Genomic DNA, 14,009 nt, shown 5'->3' with positions numbered 1-14,009 from the left:
GCCGCGATTAAACCGCCCCTAGTTTGAACAAATTTTAATCCGCAAAGGTCAACAGGCCCTAGGCTTATTTATTTTTATTCGGCGACTAACTGCTCGCTACGGTAAAAACCACTAGGCTTACTCAACAAGTTTACTAGTTCAGGTAACACGTCATCCATAGTTTGTTTCAGCTTCCATGGTGGATTTATCACTATCATTCCAGAGGCGGTCATACCATGTACTTCTGTATCTGCTTCGGTACCTAATTCAAATAATTGAATATTTTTAATTCCCGCGTCAATTAAACCCTGCTCCATATTATCAATACGTTCTCTGTCCACAACCGGATACCAGATCATATATGTACCCGTCGCAAAGCGTTGGTGGGCTTTGACAATGGTTTGTACTACCGTATTGTAATCGTCTTTTATTTCATAAGGTGGGTCTATTAACACACAGGCTCTGCGCGAGGCTGGCGGTAATAAACCAATTAAGCCCGCAAACCCATTTTCGCCGCGCACTCGAATAGAGCGCTTACCTTGCATGTTTTCTTCAAGTAATACCAAATCTCGCGGATGCAACTCAAAAAACCAGCCCTTATCTTGGCGGCGTAAAAAGTGTTCGGCGATTTTTGGTGAACCTGGGTAAAAAGCCAGAGACGAACTTTCATTAAACGATTTTATTAATTCAATGTAGTCGTTTAAGGCACCGTGCTGACTGGTATGTTGCCAAAGTTTTTCTATGCCATCTTGGTACTCTTGGGTTTTTTGCGCGTCTGGTGCTGCCAGCTCAAAAAAACCAGCACCCGAATGCGTATCGATATAGTCAAGCGGCTTATCTTTTATTGTTTGATAACCCAGCACTTGCGCTAACACTAAATGTTTAAGTACATCGGCAGGGTTACCCGCATGAAAGGAGTGTCTGTAACTAAGCATTATTTATTTTCGCCATACGCTGTTTAATAAAATTAGTGAACCATAAAGCACACTGCTTTGGCAATCGTCACAGCAAAAGCGGGTGTTTACGTGAACCATTTCTGAATGAAAAAGCCAATAGCATGAATTATCCCTTAACATAGAATAAAAATCACCTAAAACCAGCGTAAATGCTGGCAAATAAACACACTTTGCTTTACATTTGCATGACATTAATTACAGTTATATGAGCGCATTTATGAACAACAATACTCTTCAACAACTCGAACAACTGATCGACCAACTAATTACCCGTAATAATCAGTTGCAAACTGATATTACAGAGCTTAAAGAGCAAAACAGTAAACTGCTTGATGAAAATGAGTTATTACAGTTAGAAGCCCTTGAAAATGAAGAAAAACAAAAAGATGCAAGCACCACCTTGTCGTCATTATTAGATAAATTACAAAGCGCACAACAGGCAAGCTAATGTCTGAGCTGCAAAACCAGCGAGTCACTGTTGAATTGCTTGGTAAAGAGCAGCAATTTGCTTGTCCGGCTGGGCAAGAAGAGGCACTAAAAGCGGCCGCCAAAAATCTGAATGATTTAGTTGAACAAATGAAACAACGTTCAACTGTCAGAAACGATCAAAAAGCATTACTTATGGCTGCTTTGAATTTAAGCCACGAATTGCTTGAAGCGAAAACTCAAAAATCAGTTGAGCTTGAGCATCAAGATCAACTCATTGATAAATTGAGTCAGTACTTAAGCTCGAACTCTGAGCACACTAAATAAAAGCGCACTTTGCGCTTTTATTGTTTTTACCGTCAAAAATACAGCTAGAGATAAAGATGCAACCATTTTTAAGTAAAGCTCAAAAAATAGGTAAGTGCTTACTGCCTTTAATTTGCTTGTTTATGCAAACAAAAAGCGAGGCAGCAATTAAGTGGCAACCGTTGTCAGCTAATATTCAATTTCTTAAGCAACCTGAAAGACTTCGTTTTTACGATTCTAACCAAGTATTAATTGAAGGCAGTGAATGTGCCTTACTCGTTGATGCCAGTGGTAACTTTGCGGCAGTAGAACAACTGGTAACTGAGCTAAAACAACGTCTAAAGACGCCTTTATGTTACTTAGTTGCAACCCACTTTCATGACGATCACTTACTGGGGATGGCGGTTATGCAGCATTACTTCCCAGACGCAAAACTTATTACTCACCAACAAGTCGCTAACGACTTTTCGCTTTACCAGCAAGCCTTAACAGACAAGCTAGAGGGATTCGAGAAAAGCATTGAGCTGAGCTATCAACGATTAGCCACCTTACCCGATGCTGAGCAAGTTCAATGGCGAGAAAAGCTTACCCGCGCTAAAAAGCGCTTATTTCGCTGGCAAGACTATCAATTAACACCACCAAAAATGAGTATTAGTGAATCTAAAACGTTAGATTTAGGTGGCTATACACTCACTATAAACCCGCATCAGGCACATACTAATGGCGATTTAACATTACTTGCCGACAAGGGTAAAACCTTAATAGGTGGTGATATCATTGACTGGCTACCCTACCCAGGGCATGGCGAGCTTAAACAATGGCAAAGTTTATTAAAAAAATATATAAATAATAATTCGCTGTCACTTTTTGTTCCTGGCCATGGCAATTTAGTCGATAAAGTTAAATTAAAACAGTCACTCACGTTTTTAGAAGCAATTACGGAGCAGGTTAAAAACAACCCTGAAGCCAGTATTGAGCAATTACAAAAAAAATTCCCAAGTGAAGTACTAAAACCTTACCAACAAGAACCACTTGATATAAAATCAAGTAACTTATTTTTGCAATCGGGATTACTTCGCGCTAAAAACAGTCAATAACTGAACACAATGGATTGTGTTAAAATATGGAAATATATTTTTTAAAAAGGAACAAAATGCGCCACCTGATCTTATGCTTTGCCATTGTATTGCTATGTAGCTGTAAAACCACACAGCCAGAGATCATTGCGCCTGTAGACCCTGCACCTGTAGAGCAAAAAACCGCACAATCAAACACGCCGACCTCTACAAACACCAAAAAAATAATTAATATAAAAACAATACCTAAAGCCCTAAAAGTAACTCAACCAACTGACTTATGGGCACATATTGCTGATAACTTACATTTACCGGTTGAGCAAAATCAGGCGTTAAAGAAACGCATTAACTGGTATTTAAAACAACCGAATTATTTAAATATAGTGTCTCGCCGTGCAGAGCCTTTTTTATACCATATAGTAAAAAAAGTAGAGCAAAAGCAACTCCCCATGGAACTGGCATTACTGCCATTTGTAGAAAGTGGCTTTAGGCCTACCGCCCGCTCAAGTGAGCACGCTGTGGGTGTGTGGCAACTGGTTGCAGCAACTGCACATCATTTTGGGGTTAAATCAGATCAATGGTACGACGGACGCCAAGATGTACTGGCCTCAACCGATGCAGCACTAGATTACTTAAGCTATTTACATAAACGTTTTGATGGTAATTGGTTGCATGCACTTGCAGCCTATAACACCGGTGAAGGCAGAGTTAAACGTGCTATAAAACGCAATCAAAAACGAGGGAAGTCAACTGACTTTTGGGCACTAACCCTACCAAAAGAAACCGCTGACTATGTACCAAAACTATTAGCATTAAGCTATTTAGTAAAACACCCTAAGGCAAAATTTAAACGCCCAAAGCTTCCTTATAAAGCACTGACCACCTCGTTAAATGTGGCAAAACAGTTCGATTTTTCAATTATGGCCAAGCTCTCTGGTATGGGTGTAAAACAGCTACATGCTCTTAATCGGGGTTATTTAAAAAACCAAAGTTCCCCCCATGGCCCGCATACTTTGTTGCTTCCTATTGAGCAACAAGCTTTACTAAAAAACCGTTTTTTTAAAGCCAATTTTGCAGGCGAATACATAGTCAAAAAAATGACACACTATACGGTATTGCTAGGCATTTTGGCTTGCCTTTAAAGGCACTAAAACAGCTCAATAATAAGCAAAATAACTTTATTGGTGTTGGCGAAAAGCTTATTTTAGGAGAACCTCAAACGTTACCTGAATCGCTCACTATTAACTATAAAATAAGCCCTTACTTGGAACAAAAAGAGCCCGTCATTCCAACCATCGAGGTAGATTACCACGTTAAGCCCGGTGATAACCTGTGGAATATAAGTCAGTTGTATGGCGTTGCTCATAGCGATTTAGCACGTTGGAATAAGTTATCAGCATCTAGCGTATTAAAGCCTGGGACTCAGTTAGTTTTATTTATACCCCAAGCTGCGACACCTAAAACCACACCGGCTAAAAAAGATCTGTTGCTCGACTTACAAAATACATTAAATCATCCCCGTTAAGTTTCTAAAGCGCAGTATTTCGCGTAAAATTGCTTTTTAATTTATTTAAATCTTAAAGAGACATGCATGCAAATCAGTAAAAATTCGGCCGTTGAATTTCATTACACCCTTAGCGAAGCCGGTGAACAAATAGAAAGTAGCCTTAACGACGCGCCATTAAGTTACATTCACGGCAGCGAAGGCATGCTACCCGGTTTAGAAACCGCACTTGAAGGTAAAACTACTGGTGATAAATTTAGCGTAACGTTATCTCCAAGTGAATCATACGGCGAGCGTGTTGATGATTTAATTCAGCGCATTCCGCTTAAGCATTTACAAGGCGATGTAAAAGTGTGGAAGCCAGGTATGACTGCAATGGTGCAATCAAATCAGGGTCGCCATCAAGTGACTATCGTAAAAGTAGGCCGCTTTAATGCTGATTGTGATTTAAACCACCCATTTGCTGGTAAAACGCTGACCTTTGATGTTGAGGTTGTATCAGTTCGTGAAGCAACAAGCGAAGAAATCTCTCATGGCCACGTTCATGCTGAAGGTGGTTGCGGCCACGCACATTAATTGCTAATTAGAGGAACAAGTATGTCAAAAGTTGCAATAGTAACCGGTGGCTCTAAAGGCATTGGCTTTGCTGTGGTACAGCGATTATTAACTAACGGCTATCAGGTTCATAACTTAGATATTGAGCCAAGTGAGAGTGGTGTTTTTCATCAATGTGATGTTAGTGATGTAACCGCCGTACGCCAGTGTATACAGGCTATTATTGAAAAAACACAACGTATTGATGTACTTGTTTCAAACGCTGGTAAGCACCTAAGTGCCACAATTGAGCACACCGATGAAGCGACATTCGATGCGTTAATGGCACTGAATGTTAAAGGTGCGTACGCGGCTATACAAAGCGTATTACCAACTATGAAAGCACAGCAAGATGGCGCTATTGTGTTAATTGCCTCAGATCAGGCCATTATAGGCAAACAAAACTCATTTGCTTATAACTTAACTAAGCACGCATTGGCTTCAATGGCTAAAACCACCGCCTTGGATTACGCAAGCTTTAATATTCGCGCTAATGCAGTGTGCCCTGGCACCATAGAAACGCCGTTATTTCATAATGCAATTGATGCATATTGTAAAAGAAGTGGTGCTAACAAAGCCGATATTGTTGCAGAAGAAGCCGCCTTACAACCGCTCAACCGTTTAGGTCAAGCCGATGAAGTTGCTGCACTGGTAAGCTTTTTAGTAAGTGCAGATGCCAGCTTTATTACTGGTAGCTTACAACGTATTGATGGCGGCTACACAGCACAATGAGCACTAAAATTATTGACCCGCATCTGCACTTTTTTAATTTGCTGGAGGGTCAATACACTTGGCTACAAGGTGCGAACCCACCAGCTTGGTCTAACTTAGATAAAATAAAGCAGCCCATCAGCGTTGCTGAACTGATCAAAAGTACTAACTTTGAACTCGTTGGTTTAGTGCATATAGAAGCTGGCTTTGATAATGAGCAACCTATTAATGAATTAAACTGGTTAGCAAAGCATATAAAAAGGCTACCTTACAAAGCGATTAGCTTTGCAACAATTAACCAGCCAAATAACGCATTTAAACTAGCACTTAAATATCTAAAACATTCATCCCTTGTCGGCATTAGAGATATCACTGAAGGTCATGATGCCACGCGCTTATTGAACCCTCATTGTCTCGATAACCTGCGCCACTTGAGTCACTTAAAACTGCATTTTGAAGCGCAATTTGAAATAGAAAACCTCAACATCACCGAGCAACTTATTTCTTATGCCAACCAAGTTAGTGACTTACAAATCATCATTAATCACGCAGGGCTTGCACACAACCTTGCTAACTGGCAACGCGCCATTGAATTACTCGCACAACAGCCTAATGTCGCGATGAAGTTTTCAGGCTTTGAATTACTCATGCTTAATAGCGAGCAGCAAACCCAATGTTTTACACATATTTTAAAGCATTTTGGTATGCAAAGAGTGATGTTTGCCAGCAACTTCCCCGTGTGCCAAATTAACATTAACTACAATGAGTTATGGCAACATTATCGAAGCCTATGTAGCGATGATCTTACATGGCAACATTTGAGTTACAAAAATGCTGCGCGCCTCTATCAACTCTAAATAAAAACCGCTATATTTAGCTCAACAGTTTAAAAAACGAGCATGCGTATGGCCATTCTTAACTCATCTTCTTTTAAATACACATTACTCTCTTTATCGCTAGCCGCTTTATTAACAGGTTGTGGCGGTGGGGGCAGCGACAATGCGACCAACCCAACAACTAATAACGGTGGCTGGACTTCTGGTGTTTTTGCTAACTCAGGGCAATTTAAAGGTCAATGCCAAGCAATTAATGAAAAAAACTGGCTACGCTCTTGGAGTAACGAAACCTACTTATGGTACGACGAAATTATTGATACTAATCCGGCATTAACGTCAGGCGTCATTGATTACTTTAATACTTTAAAAACGGAGCAATTGACTGAGTCGGGTGCGAAAAAAGATAACTTTCACTTTAGTTTGCCAACCGATGAGTGGCAAAGACAAAATCAATCAGGCCTAAGCTTTGGTTATGGCTTTAATATAAAAATAATCGCTGGTAGTGCGCCGCGCCAAGCAATTGTTAGCTATACCGAGCCAAATACCCCTGCTAGTAATCAAAATATTATTAGGGGCTTTGAGCTTTTAGAAGTTGATGGTGTTGATTTTATTAACACGACCTCATCAAGCGAGGTAGCTATTATTAACGCAGGTTTATTCCCAGAACAAATAGGTAAAGTTACCGAATTTGTATTTAGGGATATCAGCACTAATGAAAATCGCATTGTTACGCTCACATCTCAAAATATCGAGTCGCAACCAGTAATGAACGTACGTACTGATTTAGCAAACGGCGATGTGGGTTACTTTCAATTTAATAGCCACAACGCGATAGCCGAAACGCAGCTTTACAACGCCTTTAACCAACTCGCTGCCAGCAGCATTAAAGATTTAGTCATTGATGTGCGCTATAACGGCGGTGGTTTGTTACAAATGGCCAGCCAAGTAGGCTACATGGTGGCAGGTAGCAATACCCAAGGCAAAATATTTGAACGCACTATTTTTAACGATAAATATCCCAATACCAACCCTATCACAGGGCAAACACTGACCCCCATGCCCTTTACAAATCGTTTTGTCGGGTTTGAAAATAACCCTGCAATAGCTGCAGGCACCCCATTACCAACGTTAAATTTAGATCGGGTATTTGTACTCACCACCAGCAGCACCTGCTCAGCCAGTGAGGCTATAATTAACGGGCTGCGCGGAGCCGATGTTGAAATCATTCAGATAGGGGCTGGCACCTGTGGTAAACCGTATGGCTTTTACCCAACCGATAACTGCGACACTACTTATTTTACCATTCAATTTACTGGCGAAAATAATAAAGGTTTTGGTGAATATTCAGATGGCTTTGCACCGCAAAATACCATTGATAATGCGCGCCAGCCCGTACTTATTGCAGGCTGTGCTGTTGCCGATGACTTTAGCAAACGCTTAGGTGATGCAAGTGAAGGCTTACTTAATACCGCACTTAGTTATAGATCAACCGGCAGTTGCCCAGCCCCAAGCTCAATAAATAGTGTTCTCGGTTTTGCGCCCACTATCGCCACCGATATGCCTGAAGTAAAAGACGCGCGAATTCAGACTGTACTAAAACAGAATATTATTCTTAGCGATAACATGAGATAAGCAATGAAGATTTTATTAGCAATAACTGCAATTTCGCTATTTTTAAGTGGGTGCTTAGCACAAAGCTCAGAGCCCACACCTAAATTGCAACATGCGTTACTAATTGAGCCTAATAGCGCTAAAATAGCCGACGCAATTGCGCAGCTGCTGCATAGCTCGCAGGTTCAATTAGCAGACGATGTTTTTGTCACCTCAAGTACAGTTACCCTTGAGCAACTTAATCATAAAGATCCTCAGGGCAACCCTATTATGGGCAAGCAACTTAATATGCCAGATCAATTTGAGCTCGTGACTAAGGGAGAGCGCTGTTTTGTTCGCCACCTTGATAGCAAGGCAACCATTGAACTAAAACAAGTACTTTGTAAAATAAACCCACAGCGATAAAAAAGCCGATAAGTGACAACTCACTTACCGGCGATTCCTCAACAGAGTAAACTATTTTATTTCTACACGTTGTGAGCGCATTACAATTTCATCGTTAAGCTCAATACCAAGACCTGGTTCTTCAGATACTTCAAAAAAGCCATTTTTAGGTTGTGGATCTTGTAAGCATAGCTCTCTATTCCACTTTTTAATTGCGTAAGTATGATGCTCGTGAATTAAAAAGTTAGGGATCGCTGTTTCTAAGTGCAATGATGCCGCCGTTGCAACCGGCCCACCACATACGTGTGCCTGAATACGCACATCAAAAATATCAGCGTAATCACATACTTTTTTAGTTTCGGTAAAGCCACCACATAAGCCGATATCTGGCTGTAGTACATCAATACTTTGATCTTCTAAATAAGGACGTACACCCCAGCGGTTATACAAGCGCTCGCCGCCTGCAATAGGCACAGCCACTTTATCAGCCACTTTTGCATGTAATGAATGGTTTAGGTAATTCACCGGCTCTTCAAAATACATACAGTCAAATTCTTCTGCAATTTCACCAATTTGAATTGCCGATGTCGCCCCTGGTAAGCTATGACATTCAAAAATAATATCTACTTCGTCACCCACAGCTTCACGAATAGCCTGCATACGAGCGCGGTATAGTTTCATTTCTGGACGAGAAATAATATTTGTGCGGTCGTAATAGGTGTTGCCGTCTTTATCGTATTGAATTGGATCGACCTTTACCGCATCGTAACCTTCCGCCACCGCTTTTAGTGCCGCCTCTGCATATTCTTGTGGCTGTACCAGCGCTTTAAATTCACTGTCCCAGTCAAACTGCAGCTGTGATGCATAAGTACGCAACTTGTCGTTAACTTTACCGCCAAGCAACTGATAAACCGGTAAACCCAATGCTTTACCTTTTATATCCCAAAGCGCCGTATCAATCGCACTCATTGCTGCGTAAACCACCGGCCCACCACCTAAACCCCAAAAACTTTCACGTAACATGCGCGACCATAGTTTTTCAGTTTGAAACGGGTCATGGCCAATTAAAAAGGCATCGGCCATTTCTTTGATCATCGCAGCAGCGGCACTGTGGCCTAAATCGTACGCAAGACCTGCTTCACCCACACCGCTAATACCTTCATCGGTATGAATTCGAACAAATACCGGCGTCCATGCAGGCCGATCAGGGCAATGAATATCAAAGACTTCAACGCGATTTACTTTCATAAAAATTCCTTATTAACCTTCAGTGGGTTATTTTGCAAAACTAGGATCAAGACGATACGCTTTTCGTAACATGGCAGGCCATGCTAGCTGGCCCCCTGTACTGCCACTGTGAACGACGTTCGCTTGGTTATAAATGTTATCAATAATAGCTTGAGGCACAGCAGTCGCTTCTTGCGCACTTGATTGAATGGCTAACTGTATTTCACAGGCACGCTGAAGGTCATAAAAGCGCATAAACGCATCGCCTACCGTCGGGCCTACTGTTAAACCGCCGTGGTTGACCAATAGCATATGATTGGTGGTGCCTAAATCTGTTTGCAGGCGTTTACGCTCATCGTCATTCACCGCTAAACCTTCATAGCCATGGTAAGACAGAGACGGCAATGAAAACATCGAATACTGACTTAGCGGTAACAGCCCTTCTTTTTGTGTTGCAACCGCAATCGTTTCTTTGGTGTGCAGGTGTATAACGCAATGTGCATCCTCACGTACTTCGTGAATGGCACTGTGAATAGTGAACCCTGCAGGGTTAATATTAAAGGGTGTATCGTCAATAATGCGGCCATTTAAATCTACTTTGACTAAGTTAGATGCAGTGATCTCATCAAACGTTAAGCCAAAGGCATTCACTAAATAATGATCAGTGCCCGGTAGGCGAGCAGAAAGGTGCGTATAAATTAAATCCCCCCAACGAAAATGGTCAACTAATCGATAACATGCGGCTAAATCAACACGTAGTTGCCACTCTTGTTCTGATACTTTATTTTTTAAATTGAGCTGGGGTAAATCAAACATAACAAGCCTTTTAAAACACAGCATAGCGCTAGTGATTGTAGATGTTTAGAAGTCTAAATGAGTATTTGCATGATGGCAATCACCAAATAAAAAAGCCACACATAGGTGTGGCTCTTTTTAATTAGCGTTAACGATTATTGTACTTTTGATAGGTAATCGGCAATCGCTTCAAATTCTTCATCAGTCACAGTCGCAACCATCGCTTTCATCGCCATAGACATACCGTTGTTACGAGCGCCTGACTTGATGTCTTTCATTTGCGCTACTAAATATTCTTTGTTTTGACCATTTAGTTTAGGGTACATCGCCATAATAGGTGCTTTACCTTCTGCACCATGACATGTTTGACAATTTTTAGCTGTGTAAAGTGCAGCGCCATCTGCAGCGGCTGCTGAAAATGAAAAACTTGCGGCTAAACCAATACCCGCGCCTAATAAAAGTGTTTTTATCTTGCTCATTGTATTTACTCTTCTTTTTACGGTTAAAAAAAACGGTTGTGATTATTGTAGTCAATAAATCTTTAAAAAGCATACGTCCTTGGTAAGGTTTGACGATCAATCAGAACAAATACGTGTATCCCTCATAAAACACATACTAGCTTGCTTTAACTGAGCAGATACTTAATAGGCTTACCAAATAAGATCGTCTGGCACTTCAAAATCAGCATACGGATCGTCTTCATCTTTGGCTTTATTTTCAGGCTCAACATGAAACACAATATACTTTTCATCCACCTCAGCCACTTTACGCGCAGGCTCATCTTCTAATACGTAAAACTGACCTTCTAAAACACAAATAGCTAAACGTCCGCCCGAGAGCGCCTTTTGCGTTTGCTCATTCACATCAAGCCCTTTCACTTTATTTTCATAAGTGAAGTTAAAGGTACGCTCACCGCGAATTGACTCTTGATTATGATGCTCTAAAATTTGCTTCACACGCGCTACTTGTTCGCGCTGCTTTAATTCTTCTTGGCGCGCTTTATTGAGCTCTTCAGCTTTTTGCTGCTGCTCCAACTTAGTTTGCTGAATATGCTTTTGTAAATCGTTCGGGTTGCTCGTCGCTCCCTTCTTTTGCTTTTTCTGTTGCTTGCGCTTTTCTGATTTAGCAACTTTAGCTTTATGTGATGTTGTTAAACCAGCTTGGAGCAATTGCTCTTGTAGTGACCCCATGGCGTGTTCCCACTAAAAACGAATATTAATGCTATTTTAATCACCAACGAGCGTAAATAACAGCGCTATTGGTATTAATCTAACAAACTACTGAAAACAAAGCATGATTTAGCGCAATAAAGGTTAATTTATGAAAACCCTAGCAGTTTTGTATATAATGCAGCTCAACTAATAAGCAATGTTAACGGCAGTCGATGCGCTTACCTCACTTACTCTTTTGTTCTGTTTTCATTTTTTTTGTTTTATACGCACCACAGCCATTATTAAGTTTATTTGCTACTGAATTTAATGTTGCTCCTGCTGTTGCGGGCAGCTTAATGACGGCCACTATGCTGCCTTTAGCCATTGCCCCTTTGGTGTATGGGTTGTTTTTAGCCAAGCGAAACCCATTATTAATTTTACGCACTGCAATGTTATTCCTCGGTGTCGGCTGCTTATTATTTATTTATGCCCCTAGTTTTGAGCTACTGTTACTTGTTCGGTTTTTACAAGGGCTAACTTTACCTGCCGCTTTAACCGCTATGACCAGTTATATTGGTATGAGTTATCAAGCCGATACATTACAAAAAAATATGACGCTATATATTGGTAGTACTATTGTCGGTGGTTATTTTGGCCGAGTATTGGCTGCGCTCTTTAGCGACTTGTGGTCATGGCAAAGTTTTTATTACTTAATTGCTGCCATGTTGATAATACTCGCGCTTAGCATTCCCCATAAACGCTTTGTTTTGAGTCGCTCTAGTGAGGTGTTATCACCTTTAGATTATATGAAACAACTTAAAGAAGGCTCGGCACTTAAGCTTTATGGTGCCATATTTTGTATGTTTTTTTGCTTTGCAGCGCTATTAAACTACTTGCCTTTTATTTTAAAAAAGACCTTTTTAATTAATAACACTCGCGACATTGGCTTAGTTTATAGCGGTTATTTAATTGGCGCGTTAGCTTCTATTTTTACCCCGTGGTTATTAAAAAAAATGACCTCAGCTTGGCGCTTGTTGGCAGCGGTATTCCTGTTTTATAACCTCAGTATTGTGTTATTAATGAGTCATTCACTGATGTTGTTTTTAATTGCATTCACACTCTTTTGTGGCGCTATGTTTGTAATTCATTCAACAGCGGCACCATTGGTTAATAAAATTAGTCACGCTCCACCGAGTGTTACTAATGGTTGTTACGTGTCATTTTATTATAGCGGTGGCGCACTAGGGTCATTATTACCTGGGGTGGTTTATCAAACGCATGGGCAAACCGCGTTTATGGCAACACTTCTTGCGGTTTGCTTATGTGGGCTGGGGCTTATTTTGTGGGCTCAGCGCGATGGCAAAAACATTACCCGCGGCTGATGCTCAGTAAAATCAAAGAAACGCAGTAAATCAGGCTTAGTTAATAGCCATGTTTGGGTATTTATAAATGGATGGCAATGAAATAAGTCGCCAAACCAAATATCCTGATCAAGCCAGAGCGTTACATCTCGTTGCTTATCGTTCATTAAGCTGAGCATCGATACACAACCCGGCGCAACCTTTAAGTACTTAGCCAAGCGCTCATTAGAGGCAAACCCTAAACGCGATAGTCCTTGTTGTTTAGAAAGTGATTTTAAATCGAGTTGTTTATCGTGCGCGGTGATCACTAAAAAATGGCGCTTACCTTCGTTATCCCGCAAAAATAGATTTTTTAATCGTGTTCCTGGGCGATTCACCATCAGCTCGTCGGCATCTAAGCTACCATGCAACGCTGGATGCTCAATCACATCATAGTTAATATCAAGCTGAGCTAACACCGCCGCTAATTTTTGTTTACCTGCTAACATACTACAAACAACGCCCTCTTAATTGCACACTTAAATCTCGCCATAGCACTTCGTTTATTTCATGCTTATCTGCACAATAGTTACGTTGTGCAAGCTCTTTATTGAGAAACTCTACCGCTTGATCTTCTAATTGTAACTTAAGCACGCTCGACTCTTCAAAATGCTCTTGTTCGGCAAAACGCTTTACATCGCTTCGGGTTAGCTTTTTATTAATATTAATTTGCTCGCGACTCTTAGCCTTTACAGAGACCACATAGGCAAAAAGCTTATTACCTTGCTCATCAAGGGTGTCATAAAATTGTTTATTATTAATTTCGAATGGAGGCTCACCTACCGAGCTGGCACAGCCAAAAAGAAAAGTCATGAAAACTAAAGCGTATTTTTTCATCATGTATTATCGTTTTAGTAAATATTGAGGCCGAGTTTAACAAAAATTAGTTAAAACGGAAAAATTTGTGAAAAAATACTTGACCAAAAACGTAAAAATATTTAAAGTTCACCCCGCTTAAGACTCAGCACTTAAGCATTTACAGCACATGTAAATTAGGAATGTGGGGCTATAGCTCAGCTGGGAGAGCGCCTGCCTTGCACGCAGGAGGTCAGC

Annotated in this window: 16 protein-coding genes and 1 pseudogene; 10 read left to right on the top strand and 7 right to left on the bottom strand. The window is 40.8% G+C overall.

Annotated elements, in window-relative coordinates; translation table 11 throughout:
* Positions 1-74: 74 nt before the first annotated feature.
* Positions 75-914, bottom strand: a complete 840-nt coding sequence (gene rlmJ / locus QMA00_RS17610; RefSeq protein ID WP_010391717.1) for a 23S rRNA (adenine(2030)-N(6))-methyltransferase RlmJ — start codon at positions 912-914, stop codon at positions 75-77.
* A 238-nt stretch (positions 915-1,152) separates the two neighbouring features.
* Between rlmJ and QMA00_RS17605 the strand changes: the two genes are divergently transcribed.
* The 9 genes and pseudogenes from QMA00_RS17605 (at position 1,153) to QMA00_RS17565 (ending at position 8,404) form a co-directional block, all read left to right on the top strand.
* Positions 1,153-1,383, top strand: a complete 231-nt coding sequence (locus QMA00_RS17605) for a hypothetical protein (RefSeq protein ID WP_008113449.1) — start codon at positions 1,153-1,155, stop codon at positions 1,381-1,383.
* Positions 1,383-1,688, top strand: a complete 306-nt coding sequence (locus QMA00_RS17600; RefSeq protein ID WP_010391716.1) for a cell division protein ZapA — start codon at positions 1,383-1,385, stop codon at positions 1,686-1,688. Before QMA00_RS17605 ends, QMA00_RS17600 begins: the two co-directional genes overlap by 1 nt.
* A 56-nt stretch (positions 1,689-1,744) precedes the next feature.
* The gene (locus QMA00_RS17595; protein WP_076921862.1) at positions 1,745-2,764 is read left to right on the top strand and encodes an MBL fold metallo-hydrolase; all 1,020 of its coding nucleotides are present in this window, start codon (positions 1,745-1,747) and stop codon (positions 2,762-2,764) included.
* A gap of 56 nt (positions 2,765-2,820) precedes the next feature.
* Positions 2,821-4,268 (top strand): annotated as a pseudogene (locus QMA00_RS17590) (transglycosylase SLT domain-containing protein).
* 66 nt (positions 4,269-4,334) lie between these two features.
* On the top strand, positions 4,335-4,823 hold the full coding sequence (locus QMA00_RS17585) for a peptidylprolyl isomerase (RefSeq protein ID WP_076921861.1): 489 nt from the start codon (positions 4,335-4,337) through the stop codon (positions 4,821-4,823).
* Positions 4,824-4,844: 21 nt separating this feature from the next.
* Entirely contained in the window at positions 4,845-5,573 is a 729-nt protein-coding gene (locus QMA00_RS17580; protein ID WP_010391710.1) for an SDR family oxidoreductase, read from the top strand.
* On the top strand, positions 5,570-6,409 hold the full coding sequence (locus tag QMA00_RS17575) for an amidohydrolase family protein (RefSeq protein ID WP_290158249.1): 840 nt from the start codon (positions 5,570-5,572) through the stop codon (positions 6,407-6,409). Before QMA00_RS17580 ends, QMA00_RS17575 begins: the two co-directional genes overlap by 4 nt.
* A 48-nt stretch (positions 6,410-6,457) precedes the next feature.
* Entirely contained in the window at positions 6,458-8,020 is a 1,563-nt protein-coding gene (locus QMA00_RS17570; protein WP_290158247.1) for a S41 family peptidase, read from the top strand.
* A 3-nt stretch (positions 8,021-8,023) separates the two neighbouring features.
* Positions 8,024-8,404 (top strand): hypothetical protein, encoded by a 381-nt coding sequence (locus QMA00_RS17565; RefSeq protein WP_214552637.1) that lies wholly within the window; start codon positions 8,024-8,026, stop codon positions 8,402-8,404.
* Positions 8,405-8,455: 51 nt separating this feature from the next.
* Here the strand turns inward: QMA00_RS17565 and QMA00_RS17560 are convergent, their stop codons facing one another.
* The 4 genes from QMA00_RS17560 to QMA00_RS17545 all read right to left on the bottom strand — a co-directional run bounded on the left by QMA00_RS17560 (position 8,456) and on the right by QMA00_RS17545 (position 11,595).
* Positions 8,456-9,631 carry a mandelate racemase/muconate lactonizing enzyme family protein gene (locus tag QMA00_RS17560; protein WP_010391702.1) on the bottom strand — a complete coding sequence of 392 codons (1,176 nt, stop codon included), beginning with the start codon at positions 9,629-9,631 and terminating at the stop codon, positions 8,456-8,458.
* Positions 9,632-9,658: 27 nt separating this feature from the next.
* A complete protein-coding gene (locus QMA00_RS17555; protein ID WP_033103740.1) occupies positions 9,659-10,426 on the bottom strand; it encodes a class II aldolase/adducin family protein in 768 nt (255 codons plus the stop codon).
* Between the two features lie 134 nt (positions 10,427-10,560).
* Positions 10,561-10,884 carry a c-type cytochrome gene (locus tag QMA00_RS17550; RefSeq protein WP_010391700.1) on the bottom strand — a complete coding sequence of 108 codons (324 nt, stop codon included), beginning with the start codon at positions 10,882-10,884 and terminating at the stop codon, positions 10,561-10,563.
* Between the two features lie 171 nt (positions 10,885-11,055).
* Positions 11,056-11,595, bottom strand: coding sequence for a DUF2058 domain-containing protein (locus QMA00_RS17545; RefSeq protein ID WP_010391699.1), 540 nt, complete (start codon positions 11,593-11,595; stop codon positions 11,056-11,058).
* A 194-nt stretch (positions 11,596-11,789) separates the two neighbouring features.
* Here QMA00_RS17545 and QMA00_RS17540 point away from each other — a divergent pair, with 194 nt between their 5' ends.
* Positions 11,790-12,938: an MFS transporter gene (locus QMA00_RS17540; RefSeq protein ID WP_290158244.1), complete on the top strand. Its 1,149-nt coding sequence runs from the start codon at positions 11,790-11,792 to the stop codon at positions 12,936-12,938.
* Here QMA00_RS17540 and QMA00_RS17535 read toward each other — a convergent pair.
* A complete protein-coding gene (locus QMA00_RS17535; protein ID WP_076921857.1) occupies positions 12,905-13,405 on the bottom strand; it encodes a prolyl-tRNA synthetase associated domain-containing protein in 501 nt (166 codons plus the stop codon). The genes QMA00_RS17540 and QMA00_RS17535 overlap by 34 nt on opposite strands.
* Before the next feature lies 1 nt (position 13,406).
* Positions 13,407-13,793: a hypothetical protein gene (locus QMA00_RS17530; protein ID WP_076921937.1), complete on the bottom strand. Its 387-nt coding sequence runs from the start codon at positions 13,791-13,793 to the stop codon at positions 13,407-13,409.
* Positions 13,794-14,009 lie beyond the last annotated feature (216 nt).

The organism is Pseudoalteromonas sp. APC 3694, from assembly GCF_030407565.1.
Lineage (GTDB): Bacteria > Pseudomonadota > Gammaproteobacteria > Enterobacterales > Alteromonadaceae > Pseudoalteromonas > Pseudoalteromonas tetraodonis.
The sequence above is the reverse complement of the archived record's forward strand: the minus strand, read 5'-3'. Positions and strand labels throughout refer to the sequence as shown.

Excerpts from the sequence above, each read along its gene's own strand:
- rlmJ (WP_010391717.1), bottom strand. The coding sequence starts at position 914 with ATGCTTAGTTACAGACACTCCTTTCATGCGGGTAACCCTGCCGATGTA.
- QMA00_RS17605 (WP_008113449.1), top strand. The coding sequence starts at position 1,153 with ATGAACAACAATACTCTTCAACAACTCGAACAACTGATCGACCAACTA.
- QMA00_RS17600 (WP_010391716.1), top strand. The coding sequence starts at position 1,383 with ATGTCTGAGCTGCAAAACCAGCGAGTCACTGTTGAATTGCTTGGTAAA.
- QMA00_RS17595 (WP_076921862.1), top strand. The coding sequence starts at position 1,745 with ATGCAACCATTTTTAAGTAAAGCTCAAAAAATAGGTAAGTGCTTACTG.
- QMA00_RS17585 (WP_076921861.1), top strand. The coding sequence starts at position 4,335 with ATGCAAATCAGTAAAAATTCGGCCGTTGAATTTCATTACACCCTTAGC.
- QMA00_RS17580 (WP_010391710.1), top strand. The coding sequence starts at position 4,845 with ATGTCAAAAGTTGCAATAGTAACCGGTGGCTCTAAAGGCATTGGCTTT.
- QMA00_RS17575 (WP_290158249.1), top strand. The coding sequence starts at position 5,570 with ATGAGCACTAAAATTATTGACCCGCATCTGCACTTTTTTAATTTGCTG.
- QMA00_RS17570 (WP_290158247.1), top strand. The coding sequence starts at position 6,458 with ATGGCCATTCTTAACTCATCTTCTTTTAAATACACATTACTCTCTTTA.
- QMA00_RS17565 (WP_214552637.1), top strand. The coding sequence starts at position 8,024 with ATGAAGATTTTATTAGCAATAACTGCAATTTCGCTATTTTTAAGTGGG.
- QMA00_RS17560 (WP_010391702.1), bottom strand. The coding sequence starts at position 9,631 with ATGAAAGTAAATCGCGTTGAAGTCTTTGATATTCATTGCCCTGATCGG.
- QMA00_RS17555 (WP_033103740.1), bottom strand. The coding sequence starts at position 10,426 with ATGTTTGATTTACCCCAGCTCAATTTAAAAAATAAAGTATCAGAACAA.
- QMA00_RS17550 (WP_010391700.1), bottom strand. The coding sequence starts at position 10,884 with ATGAGCAAGATAAAAACACTTTTATTAGGCGCGGGTATTGGTTTAGCC.
- QMA00_RS17545 (WP_010391699.1), bottom strand. The coding sequence starts at position 11,595 with ATGGGGTCACTACAAGAGCAATTGCTCCAAGCTGGTTTAACAACATCA.
- QMA00_RS17540 (WP_290158244.1), top strand. The coding sequence starts at position 11,790 with ATGCGCTTACCTCACTTACTCTTTTGTTCTGTTTTCATTTTTTTTGTT.
- QMA00_RS17535 (WP_076921857.1), bottom strand. The coding sequence starts at position 13,405 with ATGTTAGCAGGTAAACAAAAATTAGCGGCGGTGTTAGCTCAGCTTGAT.
- QMA00_RS17530 (WP_076921937.1), bottom strand. The coding sequence starts at position 13,793 with ATGAAAAAATACGCTTTAGTTTTCATGACTTTTCTTTTTGGCTGTGCC.